The following is an 18219-nucleotide window of genomic DNA, read 5'->3' as shown; positions in this document are numbered from 1 at the left end:
GAGCAAGGTGGAGCGCCACCCCGGTCGCTCCCCCCGAGGGCTTCGGCAACCCGCAACTCTCCATGAGTAACCCCTTTGGCCCATTCCCCCCAGCGTCGCTGGTACCCCCTGGTTTTCACCATCGCCGCGCTGGTGCTGCTGCCGTTGAGCGTGCTGATGTTCTCCTGGCAAACCGTCGATCAGCAGATCTGGTCCCACCTCTGGGAAACCCAGATGCCACGGTTGCTGGGCAACACCCTGACGCTGGTGCTCGGCGTCGGGCTGGGCGTTACGGTCTTGGGCGTGAGTCTCGCGTGGCTGACGGCGCTGTGTGAGTTTCCAGGGCGGCGCTGGCTCGACTGGGCGCTGATGCTGCCGTTTGCCATCCCGGCGTATGTGCTGGCGTTTGTCTTTGTGGGATTGCTGGATTTCGCAGGTCCGGTGCAGACGCTGTTGCGCGAGTGGTTCGGCTCCGGCCTGCGTCTGCCGCGAGTGCGCTCGACCGGTGGCGTGATCATCGTGCTGGTGCTGGTGTTTTACCCCTACGTCTATCTGTTGGCGCGCACGGCATTCCTGGCGCAGGGCAAAGGCCTGATGGAGGCCGCCCGCATTTTGGGGCAGTCGCCGTGGCAAGCGTTCTGGCGCGTGGCATTGCCCATGGCGCGGCCGGCGATCGGTGCCGGTGTCGCGTTGGCGTTGATGGAAACCCTGGCGGATTTCGGCGCGGTGTCGGTGTTCAATTTCGACACCTTCACCACCGCCATCTACAAAACCTGGTACGGCTTCTTCAGCCTGTCGAGCGCGGCGCAACTGGCGAGCCTGCTGCTGTTGGCCGTCATGGTCCTGCTGTACGGCGAGCATCGCGCACGGGGGGCGAGCCGACCGAGCAACGAGCGTCCGAGGGTCAATGCGCTGTATCACCTGCGCGGTCTGAACGCCGCCGCCGCCAGCACATGGTGTGGGCTGGTGTTCGCCTGCGCGTTTGTGGTGCCACTGCTGCAGTTGATTGTCTGGGTCTGGCAGCGCGGGCGTTTCGACCTCGACGAGCGCTACGCCGGGTTGATCCTGCACACGCTTTATCTGGGCGGCATCGCTGCGCTGGTCACGGTGTGCGTCGCGATGATTCTCGTGTTTGCCCGGCGTCTCGCCCCCACTCGCGCCATCCGCTCGGGCGTCAGCCTCGCCAACATCGGCTACGCGCTGCCCGGCTCTGTGCTGGCGGTGTCGATCATGTTGGCGTTCAGTTATCTCGACCGGGAACTGGTCGTGCCCTTATCCACCTGGATGGGCGGTGCTGGCCGGCCGCTTTTGCTGGGCAGCCTGGGGGCGCTCGTGCTTGCTTACCTGGTGCGCTTCATTGCGGTCGCCTACGGGCCGCTCGAGAACAGCCTGTCGCGCATTCGCCCTTCATTGCCCGAAGCCGCTCGCAGTCTGGGGGTCAGTGGGCCACGATTGTTTTTCAGGATTTATCTGCCGCTGCTCATACCCGGCACGTTGAGCGCTGCGCTGCTGGTCTTCGTCGACGTCCTCAAGGAAATGCCCGCCACGCTGCTCATGCGCCCGTTTGGCTGGGACACGCTGGCCGTGCGCATCTTCGAAATGACCAGTGAAGGCGAGTGGGCGCGTGCGGCTCTGCCTGCACTGACGTTGGTGCTGGTCGGGCTGCTCCCGGTCATCGGTTTGATCAGACGTTCGGCTAAGCCGATTGGTTAGGTGCGGGGTCCCAACCTTGCGGCTACAATGCGCCGCAATCGACTCGGTCTGTCAGACAATTCCACAAATTAGCAACGGCTCCAAACCCCAATTCACGGGGGATTTGCGGGATTGCCAGTGACCGCGTCTTCGCCACGCCCGGAAGGAGAAACCCATGGGACAGCGTACGCCCCTCTTTGACCTGCACCTCGCGCTCGGCGCGAAGCTGGTCGATTTTGGTGGTTGGGACATGCCCTTGCACTACGGATCGCAGGTCGAGGAGCACCATCAGGTGCGCCGGGATTGCGGGATTTTCGACGTGTCGCACATGCATGTGCTCGATGTATCCGGCAGCCAGGCCAAGCCCTGGCTGCAACATCTGCTGGCCAACGACGTCGGCAGGTTGCAACAGACCGGGCAGGCGCTTTACAGCGCGATGCTCGACACCCACGGCGGTATCGTCGACGACATGATCGTCTACCTGACCGACGAGGGTTATCGACTGGTGGTCAACGCCGCCACCGGCGACAAGGACCTGGCCTGGATGAACGCCAACCTTGCCGGCTACGACGTGCGCGTCAGGCATCGCTCGGAGCTGGCCATGCTCGCCATTCAGGGGCCAAACGCCCGGCAGAAGATCGGCGAACTGGTCAATCAGGAACGCACCGCGCTCATCCACACCCTCAGACCCTTCGAAGGCCAGCAGGAAGGCGGCTGGTTCATTGCCCGCACGGGTTATACCGGTGAAGACGGCCTGGAGATCATCCTGCCCGCCACCGAAGCCTGCAGTTTTTTCAACGACATGGTCGGTGCCGGCATCTCGCCTATCGGTCTGGGCGCCCGCGATACGCTGCGGCTGGAAGCGGGCATGAATCTGTACGGTCAGGAAATCGACGAGCAGGTTTCGCCGCTGGTCTCCAACATGGCCTGGACGGTCGCGTGGACGCCTGAAGACCGAACGTTCATCGGGCGTGCAGCACTCGAAGCAGAGCGCGCGCGAGGCATCTCCTCAAGACTTGTAGGGCTGGTCCTCGAAGAGCGGGGCGTTTTACGCGCTCATCAGGTCGTCCGAATAGCGGAAGTTGGCGAAGGAGAGATCACCAGTGGTAGTTTCTCTCCTACGCTAAGCAAGTCGATCGCGCTGGCGCGAGTGCCGATGGCCACCGCTGACCGTGCCGAGGTGGAAATCCGGGGCAAGTGGTACCCGGTCCGAGTGGTTCGACCCGCATTCGTGCGTCACGGCAAGGCCCTGATTTAACCCTGATTTGAAAGCCATCCCTGGCGGGTTTTTCCGCTGACCTGATGAAGTAGAGAGGATAAGAACATGAGCACTATTCCCGCCGAACTGCGTTTTGCCGAGAGCCACGAGTGGGCGAAGCAAGAGGGTGATCTGATCGTTGTCGGTATTTCCGATCATGCGCAGGAAGCGCTGGGTGACGTGGTGTTCGTCGAGCTGCCTGAGGTGGGTAAGGTTTTCGCGGCCCCAGGTGATCAGGCCGGTGTCGTCGAGTCGGTAAAGGCTGCGTCTGACATCTACTCGCCCGTGGCGGGCGAAGTCGTCGAGGTCAACGAGGCGCTGGCTGATGGCCCAGAGGCATTGAACGAGGCGCCATACGCGTCGTGGATCTTCAAGGTCAAGCCAGCCAATACCGCGGACCTGGGCAAGCTGCTTGATGCAGCCGGCTACAAGGCACTGATCGGCGAATAAGCCCATCGGTCAGGCACAAAAAAGCCGCTCAAGTGAGCGGCTTTTTATTGGGAGCTAGATTGGCGTTATGCCGCCAACCCGTCCCGACAGGTCTGACTTATTGCTCGGCAACCAGGTTCTTCGCCAGGATGGCGTTCGCCAGGTCCATGTCCGATGCCTTGAGGGCCGGGTTGTCCTTGCGCACCTGATCCATGGCGGCTTCCAGGTATGGGCCACGGATTTCGCCGTTGCTGGCGACGAAGCTGCCAGCGTCATCTTGTGCAGCGACGATCAGCTTGTGGTGACGGAAGGTGAGGTAGGTCGAACCGGTTGTGGCACCAGACGAAAGCACGTCCCGCAGAAAACCGTCGGCCATTGCTGAACCGACCGGCAGGGAAAGCAAAGCTAACGTGGCTACAGCAAGTTTAAGACGCATGACGGGTACTCCGATGTTGGTTTGTTCTGAAACGATTTGATACGCCATCTCCCGTTCTAGTTCCCCATGCGCAGGGCTTCATAGCGCAACGACCTGCCAAGTCGTCTCGTCCGGGCGTTGATCAACGTTCGGAGGTCATGGCTGATGACGGTGGGAAGTTGATCGGGCAGAGTACGGTGACTGCAATCTGCGCGGCTTCTGTGTTGATCGGAACAACAGCTGGCGCAGCCCATCGAGATTCAAGCCGCAAAAACAATAGGAGGGCGTCATGGCTGTTCTGGAAAGTTTTCGTCTCGACGGCAGGGTGGCGCTGATCACCGGCTCCAGCGCAGGCATCGGTCTGGCGATTGCCCGGGGTCTGGCCGAAGCAGGCGCCACGGTCGTGCTCAACGGCCGCAACGCCGAGACGCTGCAATCGTCCGCTCAAGCCCTGATCGCGGAGGGGCATGCAGTTCACACGCAGAGTTTTGATGTGACGGACAGCAAGGCGGTCGCCGTTGCGGTTCAGGAAATCGAAGAACGCGTTGGGCCGCTGGAAATCCTGGTCAACAACGCCGGCATCCAACGGCGCGGGCCGCTGGCGGAGTTCGCCGAGGCGGACTGGCACGAGCTGATGCGTACCAACCTGGACAGCGCCTTCTTCGTGGGTCAGGCCGTCGCGCGCTGCATGATCCCCCGTGGGCGCGGGCGCATCATCAACATTTGTTCGGTGCAGAGCGAGCTGGGCCGGCCGGGTATTGCGCCGTATACCGCGAGCAAGGGCGCGCTGAAGATGCTGACCAAAGGCATGGCGATCGACTGGGGCCCGTTCGGTCTCAACATCAACGGGATCGGGCCGGGCTACTTCAAGACCGAGCTCAACGCTGCGCTGGTGGCCAACACCGAATTCAGCAACTGGCTGGTGCAACGCACGCCCAGCCGTCGTTGGGGCGAAGTGTCGGAGCTGGCGGGCGCGGCGGTGTTTCTCGCCTCGGACGCGGCCAGCTTCGTCAACGGCCACATCCTTTACGTCGACGGTGCCATCACGGCATCGCTGTAATCCGGAGAATGACCATGCAAGCGATTGTCTGCCATGCCGCGAAAGACCTGCGTGTCGAGCCCGGCAACGAAGCGTTGCCGTTGTCTGCCGGCCAGTTACGTGTTCGCGTTGCTCGCGGCGGTATCTGCGGCTCGGATCTTCACTACTACCAGCACGGCGGATTCGGTGCCGTTGGGCTGAAAGAGCCGATGGTCCTTGGCCATGAAATTTCGGCAGTCATCGAGGAAGTCGGCGACGCCCAGAGCGCTTTCAGCGTCGGGCAACGGATTTCCGTGTCGCCGTCACGGCCGTGCGGAGACTGCAAATACTGTCACGAAGGCCTGCTCAACCATTGCCTGAACATGCGTTTTTACGGCAGCGCGATGCCGTTTCCGCACATTCAGGGCGCGTTCCGCGAGCACTTGGTGATCGAATCGAACCAGGCCCATGTGCTGGCGCCGACCACGACGCTGGCTGAAGGCGCCCTGGCCGAGCCCCTGTCGGTCGGGCTTCACGCGATCCAGCGCGCCGGCGGCGTGTTCGGCAAGCGCGTCCTGGTGACCGGCTGCGGCCCGATAGGCAACTTGCTGATCGGCAGCCTGCGCGCGGCGGGTGCGTTGCAGATTATTGCCGCAGATCTGAGCGACAGCGCGTTGGCCTGCGCGCGCCGCATGGGTGCCAGCGAAACCCACAATCTGCGCGACGAGCCCGAAGCACTGGCGCGCTATACCGCCGACAAGGGTTATTTCGACGTGATGTTCGAGGCCTCCGGCAGTGCGCAAGCCCTGCGCGATGGCCTGACCTGCATGCGACCGCGTGGGGTTGTGGTGACAGTCGGGCTCGGTGGCGATGTGGCAATTCCGCTGAACCTGGTGGTGGGCAAGGAAATCGACCTGCGCGGTACCTTTCGCTTCCATCCCGAATTCGCCCAGGCGGTGGACTTGCTCAATCGCAAGGTGATCGACGTGACCCCGGTGATCTCCCACACCCTCGCGTTTCAGGACGCGGTCCAGGCGTTCGAGCTGGCCGGGGACAAGCAGCAAGCGATGAAAGTCGTGCTGGATTTCGGGGTGCCGGACCAGTAACTAACGCTGCTCGCTCTGCGGTGTCACGCGTAGCACCTCTTCAACCGTCGTCAGCCCCGCCGCGACCTTTTGCGCACCGGACAACCGCAGGCTGCGCATGCCGTCCTTGAAGCCCTGGCGACGCAACGCCGTCAGGTCCAGGTCCGCCGTGATCAGCGACTTCACGGCGTCGGACATCAGCATGATCTCGTACACCCCCGCACGCCCGCGATAACCCGTGTCACGGCATTCCGCGCAACCCACTGCCCGGTGCGCGCCGCTTGGCACGGGCGCCTGCCAAGGCCGCGTCAGGGTTTGCCAGTCGACCTCATCCATTTCGATCGGCGCCTTGCAGTGCGGGCACAGCGTCCGTACCAGACGTTGCGCCATCACGCCGAGGATCGTCGCTTTGAGCAGGTAATGCGGGACGCCCAGCTCCAGCAGACGGCTGATGGCGCTGGGCGCGTCGTTGGTGTGCAGCGTCGACAGCACCAAGTGACCGGTCAATGCCGCCTGAATCGCCATTTCTGCGGTTTCCAGGTCGCGAATCTCGCCGATCATGATGATGTCCGGGTCTTGCCGCATCAGCGCGCGGACGCCGCTGGCAAAGGTCAGGTCGATGTTGTGCTGCACCTGCATCTGGTTGAACGCCGGCTCAACCATCTCGATCGGGTCCTCGATGGTGCAGAGGTTCACTTCCGAAGTCGCCAGCATCTTCAGCGTGGTGTACAGCGTGGTGGTCTTACCGGAACCGGTCGGGCCGGTCACCAGAATGATGCCGTTGGGCTGACGGGTCATGCCCTCCCAGCGACGCAGGTCATCGCCGGAGAACCCAAGCTGGTCGAAGTCCTTGAGCAGCACTTCCGGGTCAAAAATCCGCATGACCATTTTTTCGCCGAAGGCCGTGGGCAGCGTCGACAGCCGCAGCTCCACTTCGCCACCGTCAGGCGTCTTGGTCTTCACCCGGCCGTCCTGCGGCTTGCGCTTCTCGGCCACGTTCATCCGGCCCAGGCTTTTCAGACGGCTGGTGACAGCCATCGCCACCTGGGGCGGGAATTGATAAACGTTGTGCAGCACGCCATCGATGCGGAAACGGACGGTACCGGCTTCACGGCGAGGCTCGATGTGAATATCGCTCGCCCGCTGCTGGTACGCGTACTGGAACAGCCAGTCGACGATATTGACGATGTGCGCATCGTTGGCGTCCGGCTCCTGATCGCTGGCGCCGAGCTTGAGCAACTGTTCGAAGTTGCCCATGTTGCTGATTTTCTGATCGCTGGCGCTTGCGCCGCTGACCGATTTCGCCAGCCGATAAAACTCGACGGCCAGTTTCTGCACGTCGACAGGATTGGCGACGACGCGCTTGATCGGCATCTTCAGTACGTGGGTCAGGTCGGCTTCCCACGCACTCACGTAAGGCTGCGCGCTGGCGATGGTCACCGCATCGCGATCAACGTCCACCGCGAGAATCTTGTGGCGCTGGGCAAAGGCGTAGGACATCAACGGGGTCACGGCGGCGACGTTGATCTTCAGAGGGTCGATGCGCAGGTACGGCTGGCCGGCTTGCTCAGCCAGCCAGGCGGTCAGGGTTTCGAGGTCGAGTTTCTTGCCGGGCCGCTTGTGGTTGTCGAACTGCTGGGTGGCGATGAGTTCGAGCGGGTGGGCGTGGAGATTCTGCGCGGCTCGGCGCAGCGTGAGCGCATATTCGGCGTTGTCCTGATCGAGGTATCCCTGGGCGACGAGGTCACGCAGTACTTCGTTCAGATCCAGCCAGCGGTCCTGAGATGATGAGGCGAGGACGGACATGCGGGCTCCTTGGTACGAGACGGCTTACTTCGGTGTTGAGCAAGAGTAGTCCCAAGCGTGCCAGTTGTTGCGCCCTGCCGGTAGCGAAGCGTTGCCAATATTTTCGGAGCACTCAACTGGCGGCGAGTGAGACGGCCTCGGTTACGACGTGCAAATCGCCCATGGGTTCAAGTTCGACCGAGCAAACGCTGACGAGGTTGCGCATTTTTTCACCAATCACCTGAGCGCGGTGCCACGTCATGCCACCCACCTCGACGCTCACCATCAGCATGCCTTCCTGCTGCAGCACGCTGACCTGTTGGGGAATCAGGTACTGCATCGCGAACAGGTTGAGCAGCCGGCAGAGTACGTCAGCTTCCGCTTCGGCAAGGATTTGATAGCGCGACAGGCAGTGAGCGTTGCTGACCGACCAGACGTCGTTGCGAAACGGAGCAGGGCTGACGGTTTCGAAATGTGGCATGGGATACCTCCTGACAATCTCGTCGTTGCAATGGCGTTGAATGGCAGAAAGTTTTACACGCTGAAAAAGAAATTACTGGTCGAAGACGGGCTGTATTAGTCTCATCGAGACTTGTCTATGTTCAGCAGTCTTATTTCGGGAATTAATTATGCGGATTGAGCTGGATGCCTACGATCGGAAGATTCTGGCGCTCCTGCAGGAGGATGCGTCGCTGTCCAGCGCGCAGATCGCCGAGCAGGTCGGCCTGTCGCAGTCGCCTTGCTGGCGGCGCATTCAGAGGCTCAAGGATGAAGGCGTGATTAGACGGCAGGTGACACTGCTGGATCGCAAGAAGATCGGCCTGAACACGCAGATTTTTGCCGAGGTAAAACTCAACGCCCACGGGCGGTCTAATTTCACCGAATTCACCGAAGCGATCCGAGGCTTTCCCGAAGTGCTGGAGTGTTATGTGCTGATGGGGTCGGTGGACTTTTTGCTGCGCATCGTCACGCCAGACATCGAAGCGTACGAGCGATTCTTCTTCGAAAAGCTCTCGCTGGTGCCCGGGATTCAGGAAGTGAATTCGACAGTAGCGCTGTCGGAAATCAAATCGACGACGAGCTTGCCGATCAACAGATAGGGTGCCAATCCCGCGCTGCGTGCATTTAGTGGGACCGGCTTCAGCCGGGAATGCGTCGGTAGGCACACTGCAAAATTGAGAGTGATGCCACTGGACGCTTCCCGGCTGAAGCCGGTCCTACTGACACACGCATGCCTTTCGTAGGACTGGCTTTAGCCGGGAAGGCGTCGGTAGGCACACTGCGAAATTGAGGGTGCTATCACTGACCTCTTACCGGCTGAAGCCGGTCCTACTGACACACGCGCGCCTTTCGTAGGACTGGCTTTAGCCGGGAAAGCGTCGGTAGGCACACTGCGAAATTGAGGGTGCTATTACTGACCTCTTCCCGGCTGAAGCCGGTCCTACTGACACACGCGCGCCTTTCGTAGGACTGGCTTTAGCCGGGAAAGCGTAGGTAGGCACACTGCAAAAATTGAGGGTGCTATTACTGGCCTCTTCCCGGCTGAAGCCGGTCCTACCAAAACAGCGTCAGCCGGTCCTACTGCCAGCGTCTTACAACTTCAACAATGTTTTCCACGCCCGGCTTTGCAGGACGGTGATGGTTTGCTGGACGCGGGCATCGAGGATTTCATCGGTGATGTCCAGATGCGCCAGTTGTTCGAGCTTGTTCAGCTCGCCGTACAAGCGATCCAGCTCAGGCAGGTCGAGGGCCTGGCGGGCGTAATGCAGCCACACCTGAATGCGCTCGATGCGTGGCAACTGCTCGGCCAGATCTTCCGGCTGCTGCTGGTAGCGCGGTAGGTTCAGCGCGGTCGCCTCATCACCGAGGAAGCGCGGCACCCAGCTGCTGAGCATTGCGTGGCCCTGACGATTGCCACGGTTGTTGCGCTCGACCGTCCAGCTGCGCGCCATCAACCAGCGCGACGTGGTCAGCGAGAACAGGCCCCAACGGGTGTCCTGCAGCTCTTCGATGAACTGCTCATGGGCAGCGGCGCGTACATCGCCATCTTCCTGGCCGGCGAGCACCAGCGTGCGCCAGTCCTCCAGCAAGGCGTCCAGCGCGGCACGCAGGTCATGGGTCGTGGCACGCGGAGCGGCTTGACCGAGGCTGCCGGCCAGAGCGCGCAGTTCAGCGAGGACTTCGACCCACTCCTGCAACAGGCTCCAGTGACCGTTGAAACGGTATTGCTCGGCCAGACGCTGACTGCTGCCGAGCAGGAACCAGGCGATGGCGCTGAACGCGTCGTCTACCGAGAGTTCGCCATGCAGCTCGGGCGTTGGCAATTTGATGGAGTAGCTGCTGGCGTCGAACAGACGATAGCCACGTTCGGCCTTGCTGATATCGCAGGGCATCAGCGGCAGTTTCTCGGCCAGCTCTGCGGCCAGTTCCAGCAGCGCGGCAGGGTCGCCCTCGCGCAATTCCAGTTCCAGCTCGCAGATTTCTTCCTGCTGATTGCCGGCGACCACCTTGCCCAGGTCCAGCGCTGCCTCGATCACCACCTTGGACTTGCCACGGCCCCAGGCGATTTCCGCTTTTTCGCGGACGAAATCAGTGGTGAACACCGGTTTGATGGTTTTCTTGTCCAGATCCGCCAGTTGCTCGGGCCAGCATTCGCCGTCGAGCTTCTTCAGGTCCAGCTTGGCTTTGGGCACATCCCAGTTGTATTCGTTACGCTCGGACAGGCCTGCGACACTCTGGCCGCGAGTCTTGAGGGTCTGAATGATGGCGTCGCCGTCGCGGCGCAGGCGCAGCGCAACTTTGGCATGGGCCAGCTCACGCTCGGGGGTGTCGAAGTACTGATTGAACAGCTCCAACCGCTCCCAGCCACCCTTGTTGCGTTTCTTCAGCAACGGGTGCTCGCGCAGGGCTATGAGGGTTTCGCGGCTGACGCGGAGTTTGATTTCGGTTTCTTTCTGCATGGCCGGAGAATCCAAACGCTCTATCGCTGATAACAGGGGTCGCAGCCGGAATCGACACAGCTGCGTGGGCCGTGCAGTGTACAGGACATCAACCGTGACAGTTTATTCATGCGGGGCAATCGACCTATGATGGTCCGCGTGTCGCACCCCATCACCGGAGTCGCCTATGCCGTTGCCGTCCATGAAAGACCAGTTCGCTGCCCTGATCGCCGCGCCGTCTGTGAGCTGTACGCAGCCTGCGCTCGACCAGTCCAATCGCGCCGTCATTGATCTGCTGGCAAGCTGGCTGGGCGATCTGGGTTTCGCCTGCGACATCCAGCAGGTGAGCCCCGGCAAGTTCAATCTGCTGGCCACTTTCGGCACCGGCCCCGGCGGGTTGGTGCTGGCGGGCCACAGCGATACGGTCCCTTACGACGATGCTTTGTGGAAGACCGATCCACTGAAGCTGACCGAAGTTGACGGCAACTGGGTAGGACTGGGCAGCTGCGACATGAAGGGCTTCTTCGCCTTGGCCATCGAAGCGCTGCAGCCACTGCTCGATCAGCCGTTCAAGCAGCCGCTGATCATCCTCGCGACCTGCGACGAAGAAAGCTCAATGGCCGGAGCCAAGGCATTGGCGGCGACGGGCGGTGTGCTGGGACGCGCGGCAGTTATTGGCGAGCCGACCCGTCTCAAGCCGGTCCGCCTGCACAAAGGCGTGATGATGGAGCGCATAGAGATTCTCGGCCGCAGCGGTCACTCCTCGGACCCGAGCCTGGGGCGCAGCGCCCTTGAAGCCATGCACGACGCCATCGGCGAGCTGAAAGGCCTGCGCCGACAGTGGCAGGAGCAATACCGCAATCCGCAGTTCAGCGTTCCGCAACCGACCCTGAACTTCGGCTGCATCCATGGCGGCGACAACCCGAACCGGATCTGCGGGCAGTGCTCGCTGGAGTTTGACCTGCGCCCGCTGCCGGGCATGGATCCTGAAGTGCTGCGTGCCGCGATTCGGCAGAAACTGCAGCCCGTCGCCGAGCTGCATCAGGTGCAGATCGACTATGCGCCGCTGTTTTCGGAAGTGTCCCCCTTTGAACAAAGCGCCGATGCGGAACTGGTGCGAATCGCAGAGCGTCTGACCGGTCATACGGCCGAAGCGGTGGCATTTGGCACCGAAGCGCCTTATCTTCAGCGCCTTGGTTGCGAAACCATCGTGATGGGGCCCGGGGACATTGCCTGTGCGCACCAGCCCGGTGAATATCTTGAAATGTCACGTTTGCAGCCTACAGTGCGTCTGTTACGTCAATTGATCGAACATTACTGCCTGGCTACCCCTTGAGTGCGCCCACGTGCTGCTGGAGTCAGGCCCTGTCTTAGAATGACCCGATAAGGAGAGTACGCGTGTTGCGATGCCTGTTCCGACGATAAAGCTCATGCCGTCTTGAGTGTTTCCACCCTTCGTCCATCCACTACAGGCTCCTTTCGGATATGCCCGATTACGTCAATTGGCTCCGCCACGCGTCTCCTTACATCAATGCCCACCGGGATTGCACCTTCGTCGTCATGCTTCCGGGCGATGGCGTCGAGCACCCGAACTTCGGCAACATCGTCCACGACCTTGTGTTGCTGCACAGCCTTGGCGTGCGCCTCGTGCTGGTTTACGGCTCCCGCCCGCAGATCGAGAGCCGCCTGCAAGCGCGCGGCCTGACGCCGCATTTCCATCACGACATGCGCGTGACCGATTTCGCCACGCTCGAATGCGTGATCGACGCCGTTGGCGCCCTGCGCATTGCCATCGAAGCGCGTCTGTCGATGGACATGGCTGCTTCACCGATGCAGGGCTCGCGGTTGCGCGTGACGGGCGGCAACTTTGTCACGGCGCGTCCGATCGGCGTCCTTGAAGGCGTCGATTTCCAGCAGACCGGCGAAGTACGCCGCATCGACCGCAAGGGCATAAGCCGTCTGCTCGACGAGCGCTCCATCGTGCTGCTGTCGCCGTTGGGGTATTCGCCCACTGGCGAGATCTTCAACCTGGCCTGTGAAGACGTTGCGACGCGCGCGGCCATTGATCTGGGTGCGGAAAAGCTGCTGCTGTTTGGTGCCGAGTCAGGCTTGCTGGACGAGCAGGGCCGATTGGTCCGCGAGTTGCGTCCGCAACAGGTTCCCGCGCACCTTCAACGCTTGGGCAGCAACTACCAGGCGGAGCTGCTGGATGCGGCGGCTCAGGCCTGTCGCGGTGGGGTGGCGCGCAGCCATATCGTCAGCTATGCCGAAGACGGCGCGCTGCTCTCCGAGCTGTTTACACGCACGGGCGGCGGCACACTGGTGGCGCAGGAGCAATTCGAACTGGTGCGCGAAGCGTCGATTGGCGACGTTGGCGGGCTGATGGACCTCATCACGCCGCTGGAAGAGCAGGGGATTCTCGTGCGTCGTTCGCGGGAAGTGCTGGAGCGTGAAATCGAGCAGTTCAGCGTGGTCGAGCGCGAGGGCCTGATCATCGCCTGCGCAGCGCTGTATCCGATTGCCGATTCCGAAGCGGGTGAGCTGGCGTGTCTGGCAGTGAACCCCGAGTATCGCCACGGTGGGCGCGGCGATGAGCTGCTTGAGCGCATTGAAGAACGCGCCCGGGCGCTGGGGCTGAAAACCCTGTTCGTCCTTACGACGCGTACTGCGCACTGGTTCCAGGAGCGCGGTTTCGAGGCCAGCAGCGTTGACCGCCTGCCAAGCGCCCGTGCGTCGCTGTACAACTATCAGCGTAATTCGAAGATTTTCGAAAAGGCGATTTAAGCGAAGTGCGTCAGGACCTGGAGCCTGACGCGCATTTTCGGTTCGATAGAACCCCTGTGGGAGCGAGCTTGCTCGCGAAGGGGCCAGGTCAGGCGATACATCTCTCTCGCCTGAGCCACCGCTTTCGCGAGCAATGTGGAGCGCCACCCTAGTCGTCCCACCATTTCGTCCGCCGGCAGACACATCTGCGGTGTTGTTTGATGAGAGCGAGCTCCCACCGTTTACAACAGGCCTGGCGTCAGTTGCTGATTGCCAGAATGCTCGCCTGATACGCACCCACAAACGTATCGAAATCCACTTTCTCTTCGGTTTGTTCAAGCTCCGCTTGCTGAGCCAGGGACTCGCGCGCCTTGCTTTCGAAGTGCGTCTGGTCCTCGGCACTCAGCGGATTGCTGCGGAAATGATCAGCGTGAACCTGTGACTGGCGCAGCGAGAAAGCCGTGAAGCCTTCCTTGTGCTCGGTCATCGCCGCCAGCACTTGTGCCGAAGGCGTCAGAGAGGCGTCCGCCACTTTCGCGCGCTGAACGTCCAGCGACTTGACGTGCTGATCCGTGCCCTGGCTGGCATCGAGCAGCTCACAGATCGGCCTGATCGTGTCCAGCATCTCGTTGGCCCAGACTTTCAGGTCGATCGTCGTATCGTTGCGGTTCAGTTGCAGGCCGGGACGACGACCTTCCTTGACCACGGTCAGGAAGTTCGTGCTGGCGTTGCCGCACTCGTTGCTCGCCAGTTGCGGGCTGTCGTGCAGCGCGCAGTACAGGATGAACGCATCAATGAAGCGCGATTGCTGAAGGTCGATGCCCACCGGCAGGAACGGGTTGATGTCCAGACAGCGGACTTCCACATACTGCACGCCGCGCGCGACCAGCGCCTGAATCGGGCGTTCGCCGGAATAAGTGACGCGTTTCGGGCGGATCGTCGAGTAATACTCGTTCTCGATCTGCAGCACGTTGGTGTTCAGCTGAATCCACTCACCATCCTTGTGCGTGCCGATTTCGACGTAAGGCGCGTAGGGCGTTGCCACCGCACGACGCAGGCTGTCGGTGTAGGTCAGCAGATCGTTGTAGCAAGGCGTCAGGTCCGCCTGGGCATTGCTCTGATAACCCAGATCGCTCATCCGCAGGCTGGTGGCGTAAGGCAGGTACAGCGTTTCGGCGTCGAACTGCTCAAGTTGATGCGAACGGCCGCGCAGGAAGCTGGCGTCCAGCGCCGGCGACGCGCCGAACAGGTACATCAGCAGCCAGCTGTAACGACGGAAGTTGCGGATCAGGCCGATGTAGCTCTCGGATTGGAAATCGCGGTCATCGCCTTCGAATTTCGCGTCCTGCTTGAGCACGGGCCAGATGGCTTCAGGCAGCGAGAAGTTGTAATGAATGCCGGCGATGCACTGCATGGTCTTGCCGTAACGCAAGGCAAGGCCCTGACGGTAGACGTACTTGAGCTTGCCGATGTTGGAAGTGCCGTAATAGGCGATCGGAATATCCGCTTCGGCTGGCAGCGGGCACGGCATCGAAGGGCTCCAGATGTATTCGCTGCCCAGTTTGCTGTAGGCGAAGCGATGAATCTTGTCCAGGCTTTCCAGCGTGTCAGCCGGGTCGGCCAGGGCCGGAGTGATGAACTCCAGCAGCGACTCGGAGTAATCGGTGGTGATTTGCTCGTTGGTCAGCGCCGCTCCCAAGGCTTCCGGGTGCGGGGTTTGCGCCAGACGGCCTTCGCCCGTAACGCGCAGGCATTCACGCTCGATGCCGTGCAAGCACTTCTCCAGAAGGGAGAGGTTGGAGTGCTCGCCAAGCAGAGTCAGGCGGCGGTTGAGAAGTTCGCTCAAGTTGGAATCCTTCACGCGTCAGTCGGCCCTATATGGGGGCGATATGGCGGTCTACAAGGGTGAAGAAAGGAACTGGCGTTTTCGCCTCGTCGATGGCCCTAACGCCGATGCCCGTCGCTGATCGTTCCTACAAGGAAATCAGAAAATTTCGACACTGCTGAACAGTGCCGAAATTAACTCATAACGCTATCGGACAGCTAGACGATCGCGAACGTGCCCTGCGCTTTGGCAACCAGCTTGTCGTTCTGGCGAACTTCGGCTTCGACCACCAGCGTTCGGCGTCCGGCATGCAGCACCGTGCTGGTGCAGATGACTTCGCCCTCGGCCACGGCGCGCATGTAATTGATTTTGCATTCCACGGTAACGCTTTGCTTGTCGAAGCCGTGGGCGCTGGAGCAGGCCAGGCCCATGGTGATGTCGACCAGACTGAACAGCGCGCCGCCATGCATGACGTTGCCGCGGTTGCGCAGGTGCGGTTCAAGCGGCAGAGCGACGACGGCAACGCCTTCGTCCAGTTTCATTACCCGGCAGCCGAGCGTCTTGAAATAGGCGCTCTGGGTCAGCTCATCAGGGATATCCATCAGCGCTTCTTCAATTGTTTGGCGTTGGCGAACAGCGACGCCATCGGGTTATTGCTCGGCGCCGGGGTCGAGGCTTCCTTGCGAGGGGCATTGCTTTGCTGCTGACGCGGCGCTGCTCCCGGACGGGCACCGCGAGCGCCGTCGACTTTCTCGCCCGGCGTGTCGCTCATGCGCATCGACAGACCAACGCGCTTGCGCGGGATGTCCACCTCCATCACCTTGACCTTCACCACATCGCCGGCTTTGACCGCCTCGCGAGGGTCCTTGATGAACTTCTCCGAAAGCGCGGAGATGTGCACCAAACCGTCCTGATGCACGCCGATGTCAACGAACGCGCCAAAGTTGGTGACGTTGGTGACCACGCCTTCCAGGATCATGCCCGGCTGAAGATCTTTCAAGTCTTCAACGCCGTCCTGGAACTCAGCGGTCTTGAACCCCGGACGTGGATCGCGGCCCGGTTTTTCCAGCTCTTGAAGGATGTCGGTGACGGTCGGCAGGCCGAAGGTTTCGTCGGTGAATGTCTTCGGGTCGAGACGCTTCAGGAAGGCAGCGTCGCCGATCAGCGAACGGATGTCGCGATCGGTCTGGGCGGCGATGCGCTGCACCAACGGATACGCCTCAGGGTGAACGGCTGACGAATCCAGCGGGTTGTCACCGTTCATAACCCGCAGAAAGCCTGCGGCCTGTTCGAAGGTTTTCTCGCCCAGACGCGGGACTTTCTTCAATGCCGCACGGGTCTTGAACGCGCCGTTCTGGTCGCGGTGGGCAACGATGTTCTGCGCCAGGGTGGTGTTCAAGCCGGAAATCCGAGCGAGCAGGGCGACGGATGCGGTGTTCACGTCCACACCCACGGCGTTCACGCAGTCTTCCACCACCGCGTCGAGGCCGCGGGCCAGTTTGAGCTGCGACACGTCATGCTGGTATTGGCCGACGCCGATGGATTTCGGGTCGATTTTCACCAGTTCGGCGAGGGGGTCCTGCAAGCGGCGTGCGATGGAGACGGCGCCACGGATCGAAACGTCGAGGTCCGGGAATTCCTTGGCAGCGAGTTCCGACGCCGAGTACACCGAAGCGCCCGCTTCAGAGACCATGACTTTGGTCATCTTCAGGCCTGGATACTTTTTGATCAGATCGCCGGCCAGCTTGTCAGTTTCGCGGCTGGCGGTACCGTTGCCGATCGCGATCAGGTCAACCGAATGCTTGGCGCACAGGGCCGCGAGCACGGCGATGGTCTGATCCCACTGGTTTTTCGGTACATGGGGGTAGACCGTGGCGTAGTCCAGCAGCTTGCCGGTGCTGTCGACCACGGCGACCTTGCAACCCGTGCGCAGGCCCGGATCGAGGCCCAGCGTGGCGCGTGGTCCCGCCGGTGCGGCCAGCAACAGGTCGTGCAGGTTGTGAGCGAATACGTTGATCGCTTCGGTTTCGGCACCTTCGCGCAGCTCGCCGAGCAGGTCGGTTTCGAGACTGGAGTACAGCTTGACCTTCCAGGTCCAGCGCACGACTTCCGCCAGCCACTTGTCCGCAGGACGGTTCTGATTCTGCAGGCCGAAGCGCTCGCTGATCATCATTTCGCACGGGTGCAGGGTGCCGGGCAGCTCTTCACCGACTTTCAGCGCCGAGCTCAGCACGCCCTCGTTGCGACCCCGGAAGATCGCCAGCGCACGGTGCGACGGCATGCTCTTGAGCGGCTCGTCGTGTTCGAAGTAATCGCGGAACTTGGCGCCTTCTTCTTCCTTACCCGGCACTACACGGGCACTGATCACGGCTTCGTGCTTGAGGAAGCTGCGCAGCTTTTCCAGCAGCGTCGCGTCTTCGGCGAAGCGCTCCATCAGAATGTATTTGGCGCCTTCGAGCACGGCCTTGACGTCGGCGAAGCCTTTTTCGGCATCGACGAAGCGCGCAGCTTCGGTTTCCGGGGTCAGGGTTGGATCGTTGAAGATGCCGTCGGCCAGCTCACCCAGGCCGGCCTCCAGTGCGATCTGGCCTTTGGTGCGGCGCTTCTGCTTGTACGGCAGGTACAAGTCTTCAAGGCGGGTCTTGGTGTCGGCGAGCTTGATATCGCGCGCCAGCTCAGGGGTCAGCTTGCCTTGCTCTTCGATGCTGGCAAGGATGCTGATGCGGCGCTCGTCGAGTTCGCGCAGGTAGCGCAGGCGCTCTTCCAGATGACGCAGTTGCGTGTCATCGAGGCTGCCAGTGACTTCCTTGCGGTAACGAGCGATGAAAGGCACCGTTGAGCCTTCATCCAGTAGCGCGACGGCCGCTTCGACCTGTTGCGGGCGGACGCCGAGTTCCTCGGCGATGCGGCTGTTGATACTGTCCATAAAACCACCTGGCAAATGTGTGTGCATTAAATCAGCGGCTGGCGAACCGCCTTGAACGAGCGTTGCCTGACCTTGAAGGCGGCGCATTATACCCAGTGAGCCCTG

15 protein-coding genes are annotated in these 18219 nt (G+C 61.5%); 8 read left to right on the top strand and 7 right to left on the bottom strand.

All coding sequences use genetic code 11. From position 1 onward, the window contains the following. Positions 1 to 75 precede the first annotated feature (75 nt). The 3 genes from ACYASU_RS07055 to gcvH all read left to right on the top strand — a co-directional run bounded on the left by ACYASU_RS07055 (position 76) and on the right by gcvH (position 3379). Entirely contained in the window at positions 76 to 1692 is a 1617-nt protein-coding gene (locus ACYASU_RS07055) for an ABC transporter permease (protein ID WP_463582390.1), read from the top strand. 154 nt (positions 1693 to 1846) lie between these two features. Continuing rightward, entirely contained in the window at positions 1847 to 2929 is a 1083-nt protein-coding gene (gcvT, locus tag ACYASU_RS07050; protein ID WP_192171357.1) for a glycine cleavage system aminomethyltransferase GcvT, read from the top strand. Between the two features lie 66 nt (positions 2930 to 2995). Beyond that, positions 2996 to 3379: a glycine cleavage system protein GcvH gene (gene gcvH, locus ACYASU_RS07045; protein ID WP_282365791.1), complete on the top strand. Its 384-nt coding sequence runs from the start codon at positions 2996 to 2998 to the stop codon at positions 3377 to 3379. Positions 3380 to 3476: 97 nt separating this feature from the next. Here the strand turns inward: gcvH and ACYASU_RS07040 are convergent, their stop codons facing one another. After that, entirely contained in the window at positions 3477 to 3794 is a 318-nt protein-coding gene (locus ACYASU_RS07040; protein ID WP_065987516.1) for a DUF2388 domain-containing protein, read from the bottom strand. A 268-nt stretch (positions 3795 to 4062) separates the two neighbouring features. Between ACYASU_RS07040 and ACYASU_RS07035 the strand changes: the two genes are divergently transcribed. After that, entirely contained in the window at positions 4063 to 4833 is a 771-nt protein-coding gene (locus ACYASU_RS07035; RefSeq protein ID WP_463582389.1) for a glucose 1-dehydrogenase, read from the top strand. 14 nt (positions 4834 to 4847) lie between these two features. Further along, positions 4848 to 5897: an L-idonate 5-dehydrogenase gene (locus ACYASU_RS07030; RefSeq protein ID WP_463582388.1), complete on the top strand. Its 1050-nt coding sequence runs from the start codon at positions 4848 to 4850 to the stop codon at positions 5895 to 5897. On the opposite strand, the gene tfpB is transcribed toward ACYASU_RS07030, so the two are convergent. Continuing rightward, on the bottom strand, positions 5898 to 7682 hold the full coding sequence (gene tfpB / locus ACYASU_RS07025) for a type IV pilus assembly ATPase TfpB (protein WP_192171353.1): 1785 nt from the start codon (positions 7680 to 7682) through the stop codon (positions 5898 to 5900). It abuts the gene before it with no gap. Between the two features lie 112 nt (positions 7683 to 7794). Then, positions 7795 to 8142: a hypothetical protein gene (locus ACYASU_RS07020; RefSeq protein WP_463582387.1), complete on the bottom strand. Its 348-nt coding sequence runs from the start codon at positions 8140 to 8142 to the stop codon at positions 7795 to 7797. Between the two features lie 148 nt (positions 8143 to 8290). On the opposite strand from ACYASU_RS07020, the gene ACYASU_RS07015 reads away from it, so the two are divergent. Continuing rightward, positions 8291 to 8761 (top strand): Lrp/AsnC family transcriptional regulator, encoded by a 471-nt coding sequence (locus ACYASU_RS07015; RefSeq protein WP_192171351.1) that lies wholly within the window; start codon positions 8291 to 8293, stop codon positions 8759 to 8761. A 492-nt stretch (positions 8762 to 9253) separates the two neighbouring features. Here ACYASU_RS07015 and ACYASU_RS07010 read toward each other — a convergent pair whose 3' ends face one another. Continuing rightward, complete coding sequence (locus tag ACYASU_RS07010; protein WP_463582386.1) at positions 9254 to 10621, bottom strand: CYTH domain-containing protein; 1368 nt, start codon at positions 10619 to 10621, stop codon at positions 9254 to 9256. Positions 10622 to 10787: 166 nt separating this feature from the next. On the opposite strand from ACYASU_RS07010, the gene argE reads away from it, so the two are divergent. Further along, positions 10788 to 11936 (top strand): acetylornithine deacetylase, encoded by a 1149-nt coding sequence (argE, locus tag ACYASU_RS07005; RefSeq protein WP_463582385.1) that lies wholly within the window; start codon positions 10788 to 10790, stop codon positions 11934 to 11936. A gap of 149 nt (positions 11937 to 12085) precedes the next feature. Then, entirely contained in the window at positions 12086 to 13384 is a 1299-nt protein-coding gene (argA, locus tag ACYASU_RS07000; protein ID WP_463582384.1) for an amino-acid N-acetyltransferase, read from the top strand. Between the two features lie 238 nt (positions 13385 to 13622). On the opposite strand, the gene gshA is transcribed toward argA, so the two are convergent. The 3 genes from gshA to ACYASU_RS06985 all read right to left on the bottom strand — a co-directional run bounded on the left by gshA (position 13623) and on the right by ACYASU_RS06985 (position 18114). Beyond that, complete coding sequence (gene gshA / locus ACYASU_RS06995) at positions 13623 to 15209, bottom strand: glutamate--cysteine ligase (RefSeq protein WP_463582383.1); 1587 nt, start codon at positions 15207 to 15209, stop codon at positions 13623 to 13625. Between the two features lie 197 nt (positions 15210 to 15406). Next, positions 15407 to 15790 carry a PaaI family thioesterase gene (locus ACYASU_RS06990; RefSeq protein ID WP_463582382.1) on the bottom strand — a complete coding sequence of 128 codons (384 nt, stop codon included), beginning with the start codon at positions 15788 to 15790 and terminating at the stop codon, positions 15407 to 15409. Continuing rightward, the gene (locus tag ACYASU_RS06985) at positions 15790 to 18114 is read right to left on the bottom strand and encodes a Tex family protein (protein WP_463582381.1); all 2325 of its coding nucleotides are present in this window, start codon (positions 18112 to 18114) and stop codon (positions 15790 to 15792) included. Before ACYASU_RS06985 ends, ACYASU_RS06990 begins: the two co-directional genes overlap by 1 nt. Positions 18115 to 18219 lie beyond the last annotated feature (105 nt).

The organism is Pseudomonas sp. HP_12, from assembly GCF_055283955.1.
Note: the sequence above shows the minus strand (reverse complement) of the source record. Positions and strands in the feature narration are given on the sequence as shown.